The organism is Limimaricola cinnabarinus LL-001 (genome assembly GCF_000466965.1).
GTDB classification, from domain to species: Bacteria; Pseudomonadota; Alphaproteobacteria; order Rhodobacterales; family Rhodobacteraceae; genus Limimaricola; species Limimaricola cinnabarinus.
Map to the genome: position 1 here is coordinate 1 of NZ_BATB01000012.1, position 17,855 is coordinate 17,855.

Annotated in this window: 15 protein-coding genes and 5 pseudogenes; 7 read left to right on the plus strand and 13 right to left on the minus strand. The window is 67.2% G+C overall.

The features are described from left to right. Positions 1-30 precede the first annotated feature (30 nt). The 5 genes and pseudogenes from MBELCI_RS06465 to MBELCI_RS06485 form a co-directional block, all read right to left on the minus strand. Positions 31-1,398, minus strand: a complete 1,368-nt coding sequence (locus MBELCI_RS06465; protein ID WP_021693359.1) for a CmpA/NrtA family ABC transporter substrate-binding protein — start codon at positions 1,396-1,398, stop codon at positions 31-33. A gap of 271 nt (positions 1,399-1,669) precedes the next feature. After that, a pseudogene (locus MBELCI_RS06470) lies at positions 1,670-2,835 on the minus strand (ABC transporter substrate-binding protein). Beyond that, positions 2,832-3,392, minus strand: a complete 561-nt coding sequence (locus MBELCI_RS06475) for an ANTAR domain-containing response regulator (protein WP_021693361.1) — start codon at positions 3,390-3,392, stop codon at positions 2,832-2,834. Before MBELCI_RS06475 ends, MBELCI_RS06470 begins: the two are co-directional and overlap by 4 nt. Before the next feature lie 199 nt (positions 3,393-3,591). Further along, positions 3,592-3,819 (minus strand): WGR domain-containing protein, encoded by a 228-nt coding sequence (locus MBELCI_RS06480; protein WP_021693362.1) that lies wholly within the window; start codon positions 3,817-3,819, stop codon positions 3,592-3,594. A 188-nt stretch (positions 3,820-4,007) separates the two neighbouring features. Then, the gene (locus tag MBELCI_RS06485) at positions 4,008-4,754 is read right to left on the minus strand and encodes an alpha/beta fold hydrolase (RefSeq protein WP_021693363.1); all 747 of its coding nucleotides are present in this window, start codon (positions 4,752-4,754) and stop codon (positions 4,008-4,010) included. Positions 4,755-4,832: 78 nt separating this feature from the next. On the opposite strand from MBELCI_RS06485, the gene MBELCI_RS06490 reads away from it, so the two are divergent. After that, the gene (locus MBELCI_RS06490; RefSeq protein WP_045319793.1) at positions 4,833-5,279 is read left to right on the plus strand and encodes an NUDIX domain-containing protein; all 447 of its coding nucleotides are present in this window, start codon (positions 4,833-4,835) and stop codon (positions 5,277-5,279) included. Here MBELCI_RS06490 and MBELCI_RS06495 read toward each other — a convergent pair. The 3 genes and pseudogenes from MBELCI_RS06495 to groES form a co-directional block, all read right to left on the minus strand. Further along, on the minus strand, positions 5,276-6,022 hold the full coding sequence (locus MBELCI_RS06495) for a sulfite exporter TauE/SafE family protein (RefSeq protein WP_021693365.1): 747 nt from the start codon (positions 6,020-6,022) through the stop codon (positions 5,276-5,278). The two genes, MBELCI_RS06490 and MBELCI_RS06495, sit on opposite strands and share 4 nt — an antisense overlap. A 146-nt stretch (positions 6,023-6,168) precedes the next feature. Continuing rightward, positions 6,169-7,816: pseudogene (groL, locus tag MBELCI_RS06500) on the minus strand (chaperonin GroEL). Between the two features lie 48 nt (positions 7,817-7,864). Next, complete coding sequence (gene groES, locus MBELCI_RS06505) at positions 7,865-8,152, minus strand: co-chaperone GroES (RefSeq protein ID WP_021693367.1); 288 nt, start codon at positions 8,150-8,152, stop codon at positions 7,865-7,867. 1,051 nt (positions 8,153-9,203) lie between these two features. Between groES and MBELCI_RS06510 the strand changes: the two are divergent. The 5 genes and pseudogenes from MBELCI_RS06510 to MBELCI_RS06530 all read left to right on the plus strand — a co-directional run bounded on the left by MBELCI_RS06510 (position 9,204) and on the right by MBELCI_RS06530 (position 13,480). Next, positions 9,204-10,120 (plus strand): annotated as a pseudogene (locus tag MBELCI_RS06510) (manganese-dependent inorganic pyrophosphatase). Between the two features lie 5 nt (positions 10,121-10,125). Next, positions 10,126-11,004, plus strand: a complete 879-nt coding sequence (locus MBELCI_RS06515; protein ID WP_021693369.1) for a TIGR01459 family HAD-type hydrolase — start codon at positions 10,126-10,128, stop codon at positions 11,002-11,004. A 58-nt stretch (positions 11,005-11,062) separates the two neighbouring features. After that, on the plus strand, positions 11,063-12,001 hold the full coding sequence (locus MBELCI_RS06520) for a bifunctional riboflavin kinase/FAD synthetase (protein ID WP_045319794.1): 939 nt from the start codon (positions 11,063-11,065) through the stop codon (positions 11,999-12,001). Next, positions 11,994-12,434, plus strand: a complete 441-nt coding sequence (locus MBELCI_RS06525; protein WP_021693371.1) for a YcgN family cysteine cluster protein — start codon at positions 11,994-11,996, stop codon at positions 12,432-12,434. Before MBELCI_RS06520 ends, MBELCI_RS06525 begins: the two co-directional genes overlap by 8 nt. Then, complete coding sequence (locus MBELCI_RS06530) at positions 12,434-13,480, plus strand: threonine aldolase family protein (protein ID WP_021693372.1); 1,047 nt, start codon at positions 12,434-12,436, stop codon at positions 13,478-13,480. The genes MBELCI_RS06525 and MBELCI_RS06530 overlap by 1 nt, the downstream gene beginning before the upstream one ends. A gap of 9 nt (positions 13,481-13,489) precedes the next feature. Here MBELCI_RS06530 and MBELCI_RS06535 read toward each other — a convergent pair whose 3' ends face one another. Continuing rightward, positions 13,490-14,089 carry a 2-hydroxychromene-2-carboxylate isomerase gene (locus tag MBELCI_RS06535; protein ID WP_021693373.1) on the minus strand — a complete coding sequence of 200 codons (600 nt, stop codon included), beginning with the start codon at positions 14,087-14,089 and terminating at the stop codon, positions 13,490-13,492. Positions 14,090-14,213: 124 nt separating this feature from the next. Between MBELCI_RS06535 and MBELCI_RS06540 the strand changes: the two are divergent. Continuing rightward, positions 14,214-15,231, plus strand: a pseudogene (locus tag MBELCI_RS06540) (ribose-phosphate pyrophosphokinase). A 22-nt stretch (positions 15,232-15,253) separates the two neighbouring features. On the opposite strand, the gene MBELCI_RS06545 reads toward MBELCI_RS06540, so the two are convergent. From MBELCI_RS06545 to MBELCI_RS06560, 4 genes and pseudogenes are all read right to left on the minus strand, one after another. After that, complete coding sequence (locus MBELCI_RS06545) at positions 15,254-15,529, minus strand: hypothetical protein (protein WP_021693375.1); 276 nt, start codon at positions 15,527-15,529, stop codon at positions 15,254-15,256. 217 nt (positions 15,530-15,746) lie between these two features. Further along, entirely contained in the window at positions 15,747-16,619 is an 873-nt protein-coding gene (locus tag MBELCI_RS06550) for a 50S ribosomal protein L11 methyltransferase (RefSeq protein WP_021693376.1), read from the minus strand. A gap of 99 nt (positions 16,620-16,718) precedes the next feature. Next, positions 16,719-17,369, minus strand: coding sequence for a peptide-methionine (S)-S-oxide reductase MsrA (gene msrA / locus MBELCI_RS06555; RefSeq protein WP_045319791.1), 651 nt, complete (start codon positions 17,367-17,369; stop codon positions 16,719-16,721). A 56-nt stretch (positions 17,370-17,425) separates the two neighbouring features. Further along, positions 17,426-17,800, minus strand: a pseudogene (locus tag MBELCI_RS06560) (MFS transporter); the annotation flags it as partial. Positions 17,801-17,855 lie beyond the last annotated feature (55 nt).

Consider the following 17,855-nt stretch of genomic DNA (forward strand, 5'->3'; position numbering starts at 1 on the left):
GTGGCGGAGCCCCGCGCGGGCCCCGGCGGGTCAGCCCTGAATCTCGAAGCCGACGACCGTCTGGTCGCCCTTCAGCCCGATGGGCAGGGTGTCGAGATAGGCGTTGGGGGCGCGGCCGTCATAGCCGATGCCATCGATGATGTCGGCGGCGGGCGTCGGTGCCTTGTAGCCGTCGCTGTCCCAGGGGAAATCGGCCTCATTCGCCAGCCCCTCATCGACCAGCATCCGCGCGGCCTCGAGATAGATCTCGGGCTTGTAGACCGATTTCGCGACCTCGTCGTACCAAGCGTCGTCCTTCGCCTCGGCGATCTGGCCCCAGCGGCGCATCTGGGTGAGGTACCACACCGCGTCCGAGTAGAAAGGATAGGTGGCGTGGTGACGGAAGAAGGTGTTGAAATCGGGCACCTCGCGCACATCGCCCTTCTCGTACTCGAAGGTGCCGGTCATCGAAGCCGCGATCACCTCCGGGTCCGCGCCGACGTAATCGGGGCGCGACAGGATCTCGACCGCCTCCTCGCGGTTGGCGTTGTCGTTCTCGTCAAGCCAGATCGCGGCGCGGATCAGCGCCTTGGTCAAAGCGATGGTGGTATTGGGGTTTTCCTCGACGAAGGCGGCAGTGAGGCCGAAGACCTTCTCGGGGTTGTTTTTCCACAGCTCGTAATCGGTGATGACCGGCACGCCGATGCCCATGGCGACGGCCTGCTGGTTCCACGGCTCGCCCACGGCGTAGCCATAGATCGTCCCCGCTTCGAGTGTGGCGGGCATCTGCGGCGGCGGCGTCACCGACAACAGCGCCTCGGCGCCGATCTGGCCGGTGGTGTTCTGCTCGGAATAATAGCCGGGCTCGATGCCGCCGGCGGCGAGCCAGTAGCGCAGTTCGTAATTATGGGTCGAGACCGGGAAGACCATGCCCATATTGAAGGGTTTGCCCTCGGCGCGGTAGCTTTCGATCACCGGTTTGAGGGCCTCCGCGGAAATTGGATGCTGCGGTCGGCCTTCGGCGTCGGTGGGGATGTTCGGCTTCATCTCGTCCCAGACGGCGTTCGACACGGTGATACCGTTGCCGTTGAGATCCATGGAAAACGGCGTGACGATATGCGCCTCGGTGCCATAGCCGATGGTCGCGGCGAGAGGCTGACCGGCGAGCATGTGCGCCCCATCGAGCTGGCCGTCGATGACGCCGTCGAGCAGCACCTTCCAGTTGGCTTGCGCCTCGAGCGTGACGAACAGCCCCTCATCCATGAAGTAGCCCTGCTCATAAGCAATCGCGAGCGGCGCCATGTCGGTGAGCTTGATGAAGCCGAAGGTCAGCTCGTCCTTCTCGAGCGGCAGCATCTCGGCCATGGCGGGGCTCGCCAGAAGGGTCGTGGTGGCGAGGATGGCGGAAAGCCTGTTCATGCGCGTCGTTCCCGTTTCAGGGCCCGGGGGGAAGTACCGGGCAAACATCAAAAAAGCCGCCGACTCCGTTCGCAGGACCGTCCCCGAGGGAGGTCGCGAAGAGTCGAGCGGCTTTGCTCGGATCACCCAGCTTGGTGGGAGATGACTGTCGACCGTGCCCCGTTGCCCGGCCTGTGTTTAGATCTGGCCGCCTTTGCCGCGGTGCTGCAAGGGCGATGCCGCACGGCAGCGAAGTCTCGGGTCGCGCCTTTGCGATCTGCCGCTTTTTCGATCAGTCGGGGACCGAAAGATCGAAAACCCGGCCATCGAAGAACCGATCGCGCCGCAGCACCAGCCGCCCCGATTCCGATGCGGCCGGGGTGTCGGCTTCGATCGTGCCTTCGAGCTTTTCCGACGCGCCGGGCATCTCGGCCCCCGTTCCTGCGAGAAGGCGGCGGTAGAGATCGGTGCGGAACACGCCGCGCGCCCGTGCCGTCGCGGCCTGCGGGTCCTGCCCGGCCCGCTTCGCGAGCCGCCGCGCGATCCATGCTGCCTGACTGCGCCATGGAAAGCTCGCGGCACCTGCGTGAAACTCAACGAATCCCTCGACCCGCCGCGCATCGCCGCGAGACGAGATGGTGAGCCGCCCCGAAAGCGCGCGGTCGATCACCTCGGCGGGCAGGTTAAGATGCTCGCGCCGCGCCAGAATCTCGGCCGCCGTGGTGCGGCTGCCGGGCCGGTCGAGCCAGCGGCCCGCGCGCCAGACCGCGCGCATCAGCCGCCCCAGCGTCTCTTCCTCGCGCGCGGCCCAGTCGCTGCGCACCGCGAGCACCTTGCCGGCGCAAACGCCCAGATCGCGGCACCGGGCAAGAGCAACTCGCCCACCCCGGTCTCCACCGCAATCGAACCCCACGGTTCGCCGACGCAAAAGGCGTCGATCTCTCCGGCGGCGATGGCCTCGGCCATCAAGGGTGGCGGCACGGTGCGGATGTCGATCGCGGGCGCGCCCGGCTCGGAGAGCCAGTAGTGCAGAAGCTCGGCATGCATGGAGAAGGGAAACGGCACGCCGATGCGCAGCCCCGCCCCCGCCGCCGCGCGCAGCGCCGCCCGCGCGGCCACCGCATCCGAAAAATCGAAGCCGAACCCTTGGGCGCGCATCCTCTCGGCCAATGCCCGGCTGACCCCGATCACGTCGCCATTGACCGCCAGCACCGACACCGCCGAAAGCGGGACCGACACGCCGCCCAAGCCCAGCGCCATGGCGACCGGCACCGGTGACAGCATATGTGCCGCCTCGACGCCGCCAAAGGCCAGCATGTCGCGCAGCGTCGACCACGAAGGCGCGCGCTCGAGCCGCAGGTCCAGCCCCTCCTCGCGCGCGAAGCCCATCTCGGACGCGGCGATCAGCGGCGCGGCGTCGACAAGCGGCATGAAACCGATCGAGAGGGCGATGCTCATGACAAGAGCCCCGCTGCCGTGACCAGCGCCTCGGCCACGTCGGCCACGCGGCGCCCCTGATCCATCGCGGTACGGCGCAAAAGCGCATAGGCCTCGCCCTCGTCGATGCCGCGCGCCTTCATCAACAGGCCCTTGGCGCGGTCGATCACCTTGCGCTCTTCGAGCGCGCGGCGCGTCGCGGCCAGTTCGGTGCGCATCTGACGGAACACGTGAAACCGGGTCACGGCGGCGTCGATCACCGGCTTGAGCCGTTCGGCCCGCAACCCGTCGACCACATAGGCCGACACGCCCGCCTCGATCGCGGCCTTGGTGAGCCCGGCTTCGCTGCGATCGACGAACATCGCCACGGGCCGGTCGAGCGGGCTCGAGGCCAGCGTCAGCTCTTCGAGCGTGTCGCGCGAGGGGTTGGCGATGTCGATCAACACGATGTCGGGGTCACGCTCGGAGATGCGCCGGGCGAGACCGGTCTGCTCGCCGATGACATGGATGTCGTAATCGCCCGCCTCGCGCAGGCTGTCGACGATCAGCAGCGCCCGATCGCGGTCCTGTTCGACCACGACGATGGAAAGCCTGTCCTTGACCTGTCGTGCCAGAGCCCCGCCTCCCCGATGAGATCGGCTCTCATCTGCCCGATCCTCGGGCAAAGACCCATGCGCGCGCCCGGGTGGGAGGCGGTCAGGCGCGGCGTCGCTCGATTAATGGGCAGGCAGGCGGGCGCTTGCCCATTTCGCGGGACGCTTCGGGACCGCGGCGGGGTCAGCGCAGCGCGTAACCATGCCTGAGCCGCAGCCGCAGAATCCGCGTCGCGAGATCCTGCGCCTCGCGCATCGTGCCCGAGCCCGCGATGCGGATCCGCCCCTGCCCGCCGATCCGGCCCCAGCGCACCACAAGCGCGGTCTGCGCAAAGAGATCGGGTTCGAGGCTGATCTCGTAGAAGCGGTAGCAATTGCGCGCCGCGTCGATCTTTTCGAGATGGATCTCCATAAAGGCGCCCTGCCCTGCGATGTTCTTTCCATAAGAAGCGCCCGCCCCCTGTCTGGCAAGGGGCGGGCCGGTCACATTCATGCAGCGTGCCGAGCGGTCGCCCTGCCGGCGGGCGGCACCGCCAATCATGGCAAAATTGCGCAATGGCGCGGCTGGGTCGTAGTCCCATGCAACGCGCCGGACCGGCCCTAGTTCAGCCCAAACAGCACGCCGCCGAGGCTCAGCGATCGGTCGAAGCGCCCTTCGCGCAGGAAGGTCAGCACCTGTGCCATCACCAGCGGGTTGTTCATCATGAAGGTGTGGCTGACCGGCAGGACGATATGATCCTGCGCACCCTCAAGCCGGGTCGAGGCGACCGAGACCTTGCCGTCATCCGGCCCTTCGATCAGCCCCGAGAACACCGGGTTGAGTGAGGCGTCCCCGGCAATGATGCCGACCTCATAGGAGGGCAGCGGCTCGAGCCGGTTGGGCAGGCTCCCCGGCTCGGTGCCAAGTTGCAGCCCGGCGGGACCGTTGAGCCACTCGAACGGCTCGAACTCGCCGAAGACATCGACCAGCTCGGAGCCCTTGTTCGGCGGGGCCAGCATCACCACACGGCCCATCTTGGCGGGGCGATGATCGGTAAGCCAGAGCCGCGCGAGGATGCCGCCCATCGAATGGGTCACGAAATGCACGGTGCGGTCGCCGCAGGCCCGCACGTCGTCGGGCAGCGCATCGACCAGATCCTCGATCCGCGCCTCGGTCGAGGGGTAGCCGCGATTGACCACCTTGTAGCCATTGGCTTCGACCACCTCGGCCATCGGCGCAAAGCTGAGGTCGGTGCGCGCGAGGCCGTGCAGGAACACGACGCAGTCCGACGCCGCCTCGGGCGCGGCGCGCACGCACCCCGCGAGCAGCGCGAGACAGGTGGTCAAAAGGATCAGCGGACGTGTCATGATGCATATCTAGGCGTTCGGCACGCGCCGGACAGGCCACACTTGCGTGTGATCGCGGCCTTGGGCCATGGTCGCGTCATGAGCACCCCCGTCCGCCTCGCCGTGCGCGCGATCCTGATGCACGAGAATCATTTGCTTTTGGTTAATGCCTACAAGGGCCGCGACGATTTATGGTGCGCGCCGGGCGGCGGGGTCGAACCGCATGCCTCGCTGCCCGACAACCTAGCGCGCGAGCTGCACGAGGAATGCGGGCTGGAGATCGAAGTGGGTGCGCCCTGCCTCGTCAACGAGTTCCACCACCAGCGGCGCGGCTTTCACCAGGTCGATCTTTATTTCCGCTGCGAGATACGTTCGGGCGACCCCTTCGGCGATTGGATCGATCCAGAGGGTATCGTCAGTCACCGGCGATGGGTCACGCGGGACGAGATGGCGAAACTGCGGGTCAAACCCGACAGTCTCGCCGCCGTGGCGTGGCAGGATGCGGATGCACCGGGCTATGACCCGTTGGAGCCGATCGTGCTCTAGAGCGCGAAGAACAGCACCGTCATCACCAGCCCGACCCCGGTGATGCCGATGCGCAGGAGCGGCATCGGCACGCGCCGCGCCCCGCGCGCCCCGAGATAGCCGCCGATGGTCGTCGCCACCGCCATGATTAGCGCCGCGTCCCACTCGATCAGCCCGGCGGCGGCATAAGCGGCCGCCGAAACCAGCGACAGCACCGCCGAGAGCAGCACCTTGAGCCCGTTCATGCCGTGCAGGTTCACGAAGCCGATGAGACCCAACATGGCCAGAAGCAGGATGCCCAGCCCACCGTTGAAATAGCCGCCATAGATCGACACCGCGAGCACCGCAGCCCCCGACAGCACCGGCCCCGCCGGGCCGAAACCGCGGGCCCGCACGAAGGCAAGCACGCGCGGGCCCGCAGCGAAAAGCAGCGTGGCAACCAGCAGCAGCCACGGCACCAGCCCCTCGAACACCGCGCCCGGCGTCACCAGCAGCAGCCCCGCGCCGAGCAGACCGCCCAAGGCTCCAAGCCCGATGATCGCGCGCAGCTCCAGCGTGCCCTCGGCCGCCACGTCCGATCGGTAGCCCCAAGCCGAGCTGGCATAGCCCGGCAGCGCGCCGATGGTGGCGGTGGCGTTGGCCGCGATCGGCGGCACGCCGAGCCAGATCAGCGCCGGAAAGGTCAGGAAGGTGCCGCCGCCCGCGACGGCGTTGAGCGCGCCCGCGAGAACGCCCGCGACGGTGAGCGTGACGAAGAACAGCATGGAGACTCCCCTTGGAACCGGCGCAGACTGGCACGGACCGCCCGATCCATGCCGTGCGCATGCACCGGGAGCAAGGGGGGTTGCGCAAACGGGAAAAGGGGGCCTTTCGGCCCCCTTCCCTTTTGGATCGGTGAGATCGCGGCAGATTACATCATGCCGCCCATGCCACCCATGCCGCCCATGCCGCCCATGTCCGGGGCACCGCCCTCGTCCTTCTTGGGCTTGTCGGCGATCATGGCTTCGGTGGTGATCAGCAGACCGGCAACCGAGGCTGCGTCCTCGAGCGCGGTGCGGGTCACCTTGGCGGGGTCGATCACGCCGAACTTGAACATGTCGCCATATTCTTCGGTCTGCGCGTTGAAGCCGAAGGTCAGGTCGGTCGACTCGCGGACCTTGCCTGCCACTACGGCGCCGTCGACGCCGGCGTTCTCGGCGATCTGGCGCAGCGGCGCTTCGAGAGCGCGGCGCACGATGGTGATGCCGGCGTTCTGGTCGGAGTTGTCACCGGTCAGACCTTCGAGCGACTTGCCGGCCTGCACGAGGGCGACACCGCCGCCGACGATCACGCCTTCCTGAACCGCGGCGCGGGTCGCGTTGAGCGCGTCATCGACGCGGTCCTTGCGTTCCTTGACCTCGATCTCGGTCATGCCGCCAACGCGGATGACGGCGACGCCACCGGCGAGCTTGGCCACACGCTCCTGCAGCTTCTCTTTGTCGTAATCCGAGGTGGTCTCTTCGATCTGGGTGCGGATCTGGGAAACGCGAGCTCGATCTCGGCCTTTTCGCCATGGCCGTCTACGATGGTGGTCTCGTCCTTGGTGATCGTCACCTTCTTGGCGGTGCCGAGCATGTCCATGGTGACATTCTCGAGCTTCATGCGAGATCTTCCGAGATCACCTGGCCACCGGTCAGGATCGCGAGGTCCTGCAGCATGGCCTTGCGACGATCACCAAAGCCCGGCGCCTTGACGGCGGCGATCTTCAGGCCGCCACGCAGCTTGTTGACGACGAGCGTGGCCAGAGCCTCGCCCTCGACATCTTCTGCGATGATCAGCAGTGGCTTTTGCGACTGGATCACCTGCTCGAGCAGCGGCACCATCGGTTGCAGCGACGAAAGCTTCTTCTCGTGCAGCAGGATCATGCAGTCTTCGAGATCGGCGATCATCTTGTCGGGGTTGGTTACGAAGTAGGGCGACAGGTAGCCGCGATCGAACTGCATGCCCTCGACGACTTCGGTCTCGGTCTCGAGGCCCTTGTTCTCCTCGACGGTGATGACACCCTCGTTGCCGACCTTCTGCATCGCATCGGCGATCTGGCGGCCGATCGAGGCTTCGCCATTGGCCGAGATGGTGCCGACCTGGGCGACTTCGTCGCTGTCGTTCACCGGACGGGCGGCGGCGCGGATCGCCTCGACGACCTTGGCGGTGGCGAGATCGATGCCGCGCTTGAGGTCCATCGGGTTCATGCCGGCGGCGACCGACTTCAGGCCTTCCTTGATGATGGCCTGGGCCAGCACGGTGGCGGTGGTGGTGCCGTCACCCGCTTCGTCGTTGGTGCGGGAAGCGACTTCCTTCACCATCTGTGCGCCCATGTTCTCGAACTTGTCCTCGAGTTCGATCTCCTTGGCGACGGTGACGCCGTCCTTGGTGATGCGGGGCGCACCGAAGGATTTCTCGATGACCACGTTGCGGCCCTTGGGGCCGAGGGTCACCTTCACCGCGTTCGCGAGCGTGTTGACGCCCTTGAGCATGCGGTTGCGGGCATCGGTGTCGAACTTGACGTCCTTGGAAGCCATGTGAGTGCTCCTTGATCTGAATTCAGGTGGAGAAGGTCAGCGAGGATCTCAGGCGATGACGCCGAGGATGTCGCTTTCCTTCATGATCAGCAGCTCTTCGCCGTTGACGGTGACCTCGGTGCCGGACCACTTGCCGAACAGGACGCGATCGCCTTCCTTGACGGCCATCGCGATCAGTTCGCCATTGTCTTTGCGGGCGCCGTCGCCACAGGCGATCACTTCGCCCTCGGCCGGCTTTTCCTTGGCGTTGTCGGGGATGATCAGACCGCCCTTGGTCTTCTCTTCGCCCTCGACGCGACGCACCAGGACCCGGTCGTGAAGCGGTTTGAATGCCATCTCTGCAGCTCCTCAGCAGTATATGTGTTCTCATGCCCCCGAACTCGGAGGCATTAGCACTCCCATCTGGTGAGTGCCAACACCGGGAGAGGTAAGCAGGGCTCACGGAGCTGTCAAGCGGCATGGCACGCGCAAATGTCACGCCTCGCGCGCGCGTATGAGAATTTTGAGAAAAGGAGTTCTCACGGGGACGTGTCCGTGCACTATGCCCCCAGGACAACCCCGGACCGGGAGGGCGGCTTATGACTCGAGGATATTCTCTCATCGGCTAGAGGCCGTGCCACCGTCTGTCGCGGAGGGCCGGTTCGCCCCCGCTTCCGCATTTCGATCCCCCCCTTCAGGTCCTGCTTCATGACACCCCGTATTGACGTGGCCGATCCTTCGGTCGCCGCCTGCCGTCGTCCCGTGCGACGCGCTTCGCCCGCCGCGTGCCGCACCGCCCTTTGGGCCTCGTGGCGCGCATGGTGGGGCCGAACCGGCAGCGCCTTGATCTGCCATTACCCGCGCGCCTCTCCGCTCTAGGGCCGAGACCGCCAGCGACCATTTCCCGCCCCCGGTGACGCCGACCGCGCCACCGGACGGATGAGACGTGGCCGCCGTTCCGACCGGGCATGGGTTCTCCATGCCCAAGAACTCAACCCATGGATGAAAAGGAATTACCCAATGCATCCCCCATCCTACATCGTCGATCACCGTGCCGAGCCCGACCCCCCGCTCCTTGGGAGGAGCGGCCCCGCGTGCGGCGCGGTGGGCCCCGACGGCTCGATCTGAGCGCACCGCATACGGGCACCGGCCTCGCCGTGCAGCGCGCCGCAAGCGACGATCTCCCCGCCCCCCGCACCGGGGCCGGGGCGTCTGGCCGCGCCTGCGGGCGCTGCTGGATCGCAGGCCCAAGACGGAGCCTGCGCGGTGACACGGGGGGGCGGCGTGGAGATCCGCACCGCCCCTCCCCACCCTTTCTCGCGAGATCCGTCGGGCGGGTGACAAGCCCCGTGCCCCTGCCTATAAGGCGCGCGACCCGTTCACCCGTATTTCTGCGAAGGATCTCCCCATGACCACGCTCGTCTTCGGCCACAAGCGCCCGACACCGATTCGACCGGCTCGCCGCTCATCTGGGCCTGGTATCTCGGTCAGCGCGGCGAAACCGCCGAAGCCCGCCTTCTCGGCACGCCCAACACCGAAGCCAGCTTCGTGGCCGAGCGCTGGGGCTTCGAGTTGCCGCAGATCATCGACGACGTGGAAGAGGGTCAGAAGGTCGTCCTCGTCGACACCAACAACCCCGCCGAGCTGCCCGCCTCGATCAACAAGGCCGACATCCTCGCGATCATCGACCACCACAAGCTGTTCGGCGGCCTCGAGACCAAGGGCCCGATCGACATCACCATCAAGCCCGTGGCCTGCACCGCCACCATCATGCACGAGCTGATGGGCCACGTCGCCACCGAGATGCCCGAAGGCATCAAGGGGCTGATGCTGTCGTGCATCCTCAGCGACACACTGGAATTCCGCTCGCCCACCACCACCCCGGCCGACAAGGCGCTGGCCGAGCGTCTGGCCGCCGATCTCGGCGTCGACATCTCCGGCTATGCGAGCGAGATGTTCGCCGCCAAGTCCGACGTCTCCGCCTTCTCCGAAGCCGAGCTGCTGCGCATGGACAGCAAGGAGACCACCGTCGAGGGCAAGAAGCTGCGCGTGAGCGTGCTCGAGACCACCTCGCCCGATCAGGTGCTGTCGCGCAAGGCGGCGCTGCTTGAGGCGATGCCCAAGGTCGCGGCCGAGGACGGCGCCGACGAGGTGCTCCTGTTCGTCGTCGACATCCTCAAGGAAGAGGCGACGATGCTCATCCCCAACGACGCGGTGAAGGCGATCGCCGAGAAAAGCTTCGGCGCGACCGTTTCGGGCGACAGCGTCGTGCTGCCCGGCGTGATGAGCCGCAAGAAGCAGATCATCCCCGTGCTGAAGGTCTGAGGCGCATGACCAGGATCATCGAGAGCTTCACCGACATTTCGGGCGGCTATGACGCGGCCTTCGTCGATCTGTGGGGCTGCATGCACGACGGCTTGCGCGCGCATGACGCCGCGGTCGCCGCGATGCGCGGCTTTCGCGCGGGCGGGGGCAAGGTGATCCTGGTCACCAACTCGCCGCGTCCGCGCGCCTCGGTCGAGGACCAGATCGAAGGGCTCGGCGTGCCGCGCGACTGCTGGGATTCGATCGCGAGTTCCGGCGATTCGGCCCGCGCCGCGATGTATGAGGGCGTGGTCGGCGAACAGGTCTGGTTCATCGGCGACGACCGGGACGAGGCCTTCTTCGAACCCCTGAAGATCGTCAAGGACCCGGTCGCGGTCACCCGCACCGATCTCGACGAGGCCGAAGGCATCGTCTGCTGCGGCCCGGAGGACGAACACGCCGATCCCGACATCTACCGCCCGCAATTCGAGAAGGCGGTCGCGCGTGGGCTCAAGCTGCTTTGCGCCAACCCCGACATCATCGTCGATCGCGGCAATGAGCGGGTCTGGTGCGCCGGCGCTCTGGCGCGGCTCTACACCGAGATGGGCGGCACGAGCCTCTATTTCGGCAAGCCGCACGCACCGATCTACGATCTGGCGCGGCGTCGCCTCGCCGAGATCGACCCGAGCGTCACCGACGACCGCATCATCTGCATCGGCGACGGGCCGCAGACCGACGTAGCGGGCGCGGCAAATGCCGGTCTGGACGGGCTGTTCATCACCGGCGGGCTGTCAGCCGAGGAAACCGGCACCGCGCCGGGCGGTCAGCCCGACGCAGGCAAGCTCGAGGCGCATCTGAAGGACGAGCGGCAGGCCCCGGCCTATGCCATGGGCTTCCTGCGCTGAGACGATGGGGGCGCGCGCCCGCTTGCGCGCGCCCCGCCTCGCGGCTACCCAAGGCGCCATGCGCATCCTGAGCGACTTTTCCGGCCTCACCCCCACCGACCGCGGCGCCGCCGCGGCCATCGGCAATTTCGACGGCGTCCATCTCGGTCACCGCGCCGTCATCGACCTCGCCCGCGACGAGGCCGCGCGCCTGAACGCTCCCTTGGGCGTGATGACCTTTGAGCCGCATCCGCGCGAGTATTTCGCGCCCGACGCCCCGCCCTTCCGGCTGATGAACCGCACCGCCCGCGCCCACCGGCTCGAGAAGATCGGCGTCGAACGGCTGTTCGAGCTGCCCTTCGATGCTGAGCTTGCGGCGCTGACGCCGGACGCTTTCGCGCGCGAGGTGATCGCCCGCGGCCTCGGGCTGCGCCATGTGGTGATCGGCGCCGATTTCCGCTTTGGCAAGGGCCGCGCGGGCGACGCCGCGATGCTGCAGGCGCTCGGGGCCGAGCACGGCTTCGGCGTCACCGTCTCGCCGCTCATCGCGCTCGAGGCGGGCGAGGTCAGCTCCACCGCGATCCGTCACGCCCTGAGCGAGGGGCGTCCCCGCGACGCCGCCGCGATGTTGGGCCATTGGCACCGGCTGGAGGGCGAGGTGATCCACGGCGAAAAGCGGGGCCGCGAGCTGGGTTATCCGACCGCCAACATGGGGGTAGCCGGTCTGCACATGCCGCGCTTTGGTGTCTATGCCGTCAAGATCGACGTCCTGAACGGCCCGCATGCGGGCAGCTATGACGGCGCCGCCTCGATCGGCGTGCGGCCGATGTTCGGGGAAAACCAGCCCAACTGCGAGACATTCCTCTTCGACTTTTCCGGCGATCTCTACGGCGCCGAAATCTCGGTGGCGCTGGTCGATTACCTGCGCGGCGAAGAAAGGTTCGACGGGCTGGACGCCCTGATCGCCCAGATGGACGCCGACTGCGCCCGTGCGCGCGAGGTGCTGGCCGATGCGTGAGAAGTTCTGGGAGCTGCCGATCGAGTCGCTCGACAACCAGGAATGGGAGGCGCTCTGCGACGGCTGCGGCAAGTGCTGCCTCAACAAGATCGAGGACGAGGACACCGGCGAGGTCGCGCTGACGCGGGTGTCGTGCCGCCTGCTCGATGGATCCACCTGTCTGTGCTCGAAATACGAGACACGGCACAAATACGTGCCCGAATGCATCGTGCTGACGCCTGAAAAGATCGCCGAGACGATGTATTGGCTGCCGCAGACCTGCGCCTACCGGCTGCGCGCCGAGGGCCGCCCGCTTCACGGCTGGCATCACTTGGTCTCGGGCGACCGGCAGGCGGTGCACCGCGCGGGCGTGTCGATGATCCACCGTACCGTGCCCGAGACCCAGGTCGATGACGACGACTGGGAGGACCACATCATCGAGGAGCCCGTCTGATGCAATTCGCCTCCGACAACGCCGGTCCCGCCCATCCCGCCATTCTCGATGCCGTGGCGCGGGCCAATGACGGTTACCAGCGCGCCTATGGCTCGGAGAGCGCGATGGAGCGGGTGCGGGACCGCATCCGCGAAATCTTCGAGGCTCCGTCCGCCGAGGTGCATCTCGTCGCGACCGGCACGGCGGCCAATTCGCTGATACTGGGCTGCATGGCACGGCCCTGGGATGCGATCTTCTGTTCGGAGCATGCGCATATCGAGCATGACGAGGGCAACGCCCCCGAATTCTATACCGGCGGCGCCAAGCTCTCCCTCGTGCCTGCCCCCAACGGACGCATGTCGAATGCGGATCTGGAGCGGGCGATCGGCGCGCCGGGCGCGCGCTCGTTCCACAACGCCCAGCCCGGCCCGATCTCGATCACCCAGGTGACCGAGACTGGCAGCGTCTATGCGCTTGACCATATCCGCGCCATCGGCGGCCTCGCCCGCGCGCGGGGCCAGAGGGTCCACATGGACGGCGCGCGATTCGCCAACGCCGTGGCGGCGCTGAGCTGCACGCCTGCCGAGATGACGTGGAAAGCGGGAGTGGACGCGCTGAGCTTCGGCGGCACCAAGAACGGCTGCCTCGGGGTCGAAGCGGCGGTGTTCTTCGACCCTGCGCTGGCGCAGGACTTCGCGCTGCGGCGCAAGCGCGGCGGGCACCTGTTCTCCAAGCACCGGTTTCTCTCGGCGCAGATGGAGGCCTATCTTGCGGACGATCTCTGGCGCGATCTCGCCGCCCGCGCCAACGCCGCCTGCGCACAGTTGGTCGCGGGGCTGGAGCGACACGCCGAGGTCGAAATCGTCTGGCCCACCGAGGCCAACCTCGTCTTCGTCACCTTGCCTCGCGCCACCTGTCGGCGGTTGATCGAGGGGGGGGCCGATTTCTACGTAATGGACGGCGATCCGATGCAGGGCGACCCGAAGGCACGCCTCACCGCGCGCCTCGTCTGCGACTGGTCGCTGGGCGAGGCACGGGTGGCGCAGTTCCTGTCGCTGCTGGGATAGGGCCTGCTCTCAGAGCTGCCCCGACAGGTGCAGGTCCAGATCCCCGAGCCGGTCCTGCCCCCAGAACCGCTCATCCGTGTCGGTGATGTAGAAAGGCGAGCCGAACACGCCGCGCCGCACCGCCTCGTCGAGGTTCTGGCCGTATTCGTCGGCCGCCATCATCAGGTTGCTCTCGGCGAGGCCGGGATCGAAGCCCGCCTCCTCAAGCGCCGCGCAGATCACGTGTTCGAGCGCGATGTCCTTTTCCTCGGCCCAGCAGGCGCGGGTGATCGCGTGCACCAGCACCCCCATGTCGCCGCCGCCCGCCTTCTGGGCGTTGATGATCGCATAGGAGGACGGCGCGCCGTTGGTGGGCCAGTTGGCCGGACGCATCACCAGCGGCAGCCCCGCCTTCTTGGCCTGACGCCGCATCTCCTGCGCGCGGTATTCGAGCCGGCTCGGGTGCCGGTCCTTGGGCAGCTGCCCGCCCGATCGCGGGAACAGCGCCATCACGTCCATCGGGCGATAGGTGATCTCGGCGCCATGCTTGGCGGCGATCTCCTCGAGCCTGCGCCCGGCGATGTAGACATAAGGCGACAAGGTCGCAAAAAAGTAATCGATCTTCGGCACGTGCGCCCTCCGCGGCCTCCACCCCCATCGGGCAGGTTTGCGCCATGCTAGGGCTGTGCTAGGCGGTGTCAATCTCCCGCCGCCCCGCCCCGGGGCCGCCCAAGCCTGCCAAGGATGCCGCTTGATGCCCACCCTGAACGAGCCGAAGCTGATCGCCGGTAACGCCAACCAGCCCCTTGCCCAAGCCGTCGCGCGCCGCATGTCGATGCATCGCGGCATGAATGTCGGCCTCGTCGATGCCCGGATCGAGCGGTTCAATGATCAGGAGATTTTCGTCGAGGTCTATGAGACGTCCGCGGCGAGGACATGTTCATCATCCAGCCGACCTCGAACCCGGCCAACGACAACCTGATGGAACTTTTGATCATGGCCGACGCGCTGCGGCGCTCCTCGGCGGCGCGGATCACCGCCGTGATCCCTTATTTCGGCTACGCCCGTCAGGATCGTCGCGCCAAGCGCGCACACCGATCTCGGCCAAGCTCGTGGCCAACCTGATCGCCGAGGCGGGGATCGAACGGGTGCTGACCATGGATCTGCACGCGGCCCAGATCCAGGGTTTCTTCGACATTCCCGTCGACAACCTCTACGCCGCGCCGATCTTTGCCCTCGACGTGGCGCATCACTTCAAGGGCCGCCGCGACGAGGTCATGGTGGTCTCGCCCGATGTCGGCGGCGTCGCCCGCGCGCGCGAGCTGGCCAAGCGCATCGGCGCGCCGCTTGCCATCGTCGACAAGCGTCGCGAAAAGGCCGGCGAAGTGGCCGAGATGACGGTGATCGGCGATGTGTCGGGCAAGGCCTGCATCATCGTCGACGACATCTGCGACACCGCCGGCACGCTGTGCAAGGCGGCCGAGACGCTGATGGAGGCCGGTGCCACCGAGGTGCACAGCTACATCACCCACGGGGTGCTGTCGGGCCCGGCGGTGAGCCGGATCGAGAAATCGGTGATGAAATCGCTGGTGATCACTGATTCGATCGAGCCGACCGAGGCCGTGAAGAACGCCCCCAACATCCGCATCGTGCCGACCGCGCCGATGTTCGCGCAGGCGATCCTCAACATCTGGCACGGCACCTCGGTCAGCTCGCTCTTCGAGCATGAGACGCTGACGCCGATCTACGAAGGCATGTACGCGGCCAACTGAGACGGACCTTCGGGCGGGGGTCTCAGCCGAAGGCCCCCGCCAGCGCCTGCGACAACGCCATGCTCGCGGCCTCGGGCTGCAACAGCCAAGCCAGCGCGCGGCCCATGGCGCCCATGCCCTCCAACCGCGCGAGCATCTCGGCCAGCGCTGTAGGATCGAGCCGCGCCAGCAGCAGGCTCTTGGCGCCGAGCGCCGCGAAGATCGGAAACATCGCCAGCGTCAGCAGCACGAGGCCGACACCGCGTTCGCGCGGCAACGGGGCGAGGACCACGAGATCGCCCTCATGGACACGGCTCATCGCGGTGCCGTCGGGATGACGGAGTCTCGCTGTGGGGTGCGGAAAACGGGTTTCGACGCTGTACGACACGCTGGACATGGCAATCGGCCTTGGCAAGGTGCCCCCACCTCACGGTGTCATGACTATTGCCGGATCATGGCGTAAATGTGGCAAAGGGGTCCGTTTCCGGCGGAAAAGTGTTCCCCGCCTAGCCCCCGCCTTACCACCGACACGCTTGTCAGCCGCGCTTCATGTCGAGCGTGGTCCATTCGCCGTGACTTTCACGGCCCGCGCGGGCAAAACCTTTGGCGACATAGACGGTCTCCACGGCATCGGCCTGTTCGTTGAGGATGCCCGACAGGATCACCCGCCCGCCCGGCGCCACCTTGGCCGCCATCTCGGGCGCGAGGGCCACTAGCGGGCCCTTCAGGATGTTGGCGAAGACAAGGTCGAAAGGCGCCGCCGCCTCGAGGGCCTCATGCTCGAAGCCCGCCGCCTCAAGGCACTCCACCTGTCCGGCCATGCCATTGGCCGCGAGGTTGGCCTCGGCCACCTCGACCGCCACCGCGTCGATGTCGGAGGCCATCACCCGCGCCTCGGGCCAGACCTTCGCCGCCGCCATGGCCAGAACGGCGGTGCCGCAGCCGATATCGGCGATGCGCGCGGGCATCGCGCCTCCCGCCGCCTGCGCGTCGAGCGCCTTGAGACAGCCCAGCGTCGTGCCGTGATGCCCGGTGCCGAAGGCCATCGCCGCCTCGATCAGCAGCGGAATGCGGCCCTCGGGAACCTTGTCGGCGTCGTGGCTGCCATAGACGAAGAAGCGTCCCGCCTCGACCGGGGCCAGCTCACGGCGCACCTTGGCGACCCAATCCTCGTCGGGCACCTCGGAGACGACGAACCGCCCGGCCCCGTGGCTCGCCGCCAACAGGTCGAGCGCCACGGCGTCGGGCGTCTCCTCGAAATAGGCGGTGACCTCGTAGAGCCCCGAGCCGTCCTCGATCTCGAACACGCCGGTGCCGTAGGGCGCGGGATCGAGATCTTCGAGCGCCTCGGACAGCACCGCGCCGCGGCGCTGGTCATCAAGCTTGGTGATCGCGGTATAGACGGGCATCGAAGGTCTCCGGGCAAAGGGGCTGGGATGCGGCATAGGCGCAAGCGAAGGGGGCGGTCAATCGCCGCCCCCCTCGTAACCGTGTCGTGGGTCGATCGCTCAGACGCCGACGCCGATCGGGCAGGTCACGCCGGTGCCGCCGATGCCGCAATAGCCGTTCGGGTTCTTGTCGAGATACTGCTGGTGGTAATCCTCGGCCATGTAGAAAGCGGGCGCGTCGACGATCTCGGTGGTGATGGCGCCGTAGCCCGCGCCGGTCAGGCGCGGCGAGAACGCCTCGCGCGAGGCTTCGGCGGCGCGTTTCTGACCTTCGTCGAAGACGTAGATGCCCGAGCGGTACTGCGTGCCGCGGTCGTTGCCCTGCCGCATGCCCTGCGTCGGGTCGTGGTTCTCCCAGAACACGCGCAGCAGTTCCTCGTAGGAGGTCTTGGACGGATCATAGACCACGCGGACCACCTCGTTGTGGCCGGTGCGCCCGGAGCAAACCTCTTCATAGGTCGGGTTCGGCGTGTAGCCGCCCGCATAGCCCACCATGGTCGAATGCACGCCCGGCAGCTTCCAGAAGATCCGCTCCACGCCCCAGAAACAGCCCATGCCGAACATCGCGACCTCGAAGCCCTCGGGCGCCTCGGGGTCGAGCTTGGTGCCCAGCACGCTATGGGTGGTGGCGGTCGGGATCGGCTGCGGGCGGCCCGGCAGCGCATTCTCGGGGGTGACCATCTCGGTCTTGGTCGAACTCAGGCCGAACATCGGGCTCTCCTCGTCTTGTGGCTTGCCCGTCATATAGGCATCGCTGCCCCCGAGTTCTACACGGCCGCGAGGGGAAGCCCCCGCCCCGCGAACACGGTCTCGTGGCCCGGTGCCGGATGGCGCGGGATCATCAGCGCCAGCGCCAGCGACACGCCCGCCATCGCGGCGGCAAGGAGGAACACGGCGTCGGGGGCGGCCAGCCAAAGGTAGCCGAGGCTCGCGAGCAGAGCCACGGCGGCAAAGTGGTTGATGGTAAAGGCGACGGCGGCGGTGGGGGCGATGTCGCCGGGATCGGCGATCTTCTGGAAGTAGGTCTTGAGCGCCAGCGCCAGCGCGAAGAACACGTTGTCGATCACGTAGAGGATCGCCGCCACCATCACGCCCCAGCCGAACCAGTAAAGCCCGCCATAGGCGGGGAACACCGCCATCAGGAACAGGAGTGTAGTCGGCCTGCGCCAGAGCGGCAGGGTCCGGGCCTCGGCCAGG

What these genes read in the sequence shown, in the direction of transcription:
- MBELCI_RS06465 (WP_021693359.1), bottom strand. Translation starts at nt 1,398, where the DNA reads ATGAACAGGCTTTCCGCCATCCTCGCCACCACGACCCTTCTGGCGAGC.
- MBELCI_RS06480 (WP_021693362.1), bottom strand. Translation starts at nt 3,819, where the DNA reads ATGGAGATCCATCTCGAAAAGATCGACGCGGCGCGCAATTGCTACCGC.
- MBELCI_RS06485 (WP_021693363.1), bottom strand. Translation starts at nt 4,754, where the DNA reads ATGACACGTCCGCTGATCCTTTTGACCACCTGTCTCGCGCTGCTCGCG.
- MBELCI_RS06490 (WP_045319793.1), top strand. Translation starts at nt 4,833, where the DNA reads ATGAGCACCCCCGTCCGCCTCGCCGTGCGCGCGATCCTGATGCACGAG.
- MBELCI_RS06495 (WP_021693365.1), bottom strand. Translation starts at nt 6,022, where the DNA reads ATGCTGTTCTTCGTCACGCTCACCGTCGCGGGCGTTCTCGCGGGCGCG.
- groES (WP_021693367.1), bottom strand. Translation starts at nt 8,152, where the DNA reads ATGGCATTCAAACCGCTTCACGACCGGGTCCTGGTGCGTCGCGTCGAG.
- MBELCI_RS06515 (WP_021693369.1), top strand. Translation starts at nt 10,126, where the DNA reads ATGACCAGGATCATCGAGAGCTTCACCGACATTTCGGGCGGCTATGAC.
- MBELCI_RS06520 (WP_045319794.1), top strand. Translation starts at nt 11,063, where the DNA reads ATGCGCATCCTGAGCGACTTTTCCGGCCTCACCCCCACCGACCGCGGC.
- MBELCI_RS06525 (WP_021693371.1), top strand. Translation starts at nt 11,994, where the DNA reads ATGCGTGAGAAGTTCTGGGAGCTGCCGATCGAGTCGCTCGACAACCAG.
- MBELCI_RS06530 (WP_021693372.1), top strand. Translation starts at nt 12,434, where the DNA reads ATGCAATTCGCCTCCGACAACGCCGGTCCCGCCCATCCCGCCATTCTC.
- MBELCI_RS06545 (WP_021693375.1), bottom strand. Translation starts at nt 15,529, where the DNA reads ATGAGCCGTGTCCATGAGGGCGATCTCGTGGTCCTCGCCCCGTTGCCG.
- MBELCI_RS06550 (WP_021693376.1), bottom strand. Translation starts at nt 16,619, where the DNA reads ATGCCCGTCTATACCGCGATCACCAAGCTTGATGACCAGCGCCGCGGC.
- msrA (WP_045319791.1), bottom strand. Translation starts at nt 17,369, where the DNA reads ATGTTCGGCCTGAGTTCGACCAAGACCGAGATGGTCACCCCCGAGAAT.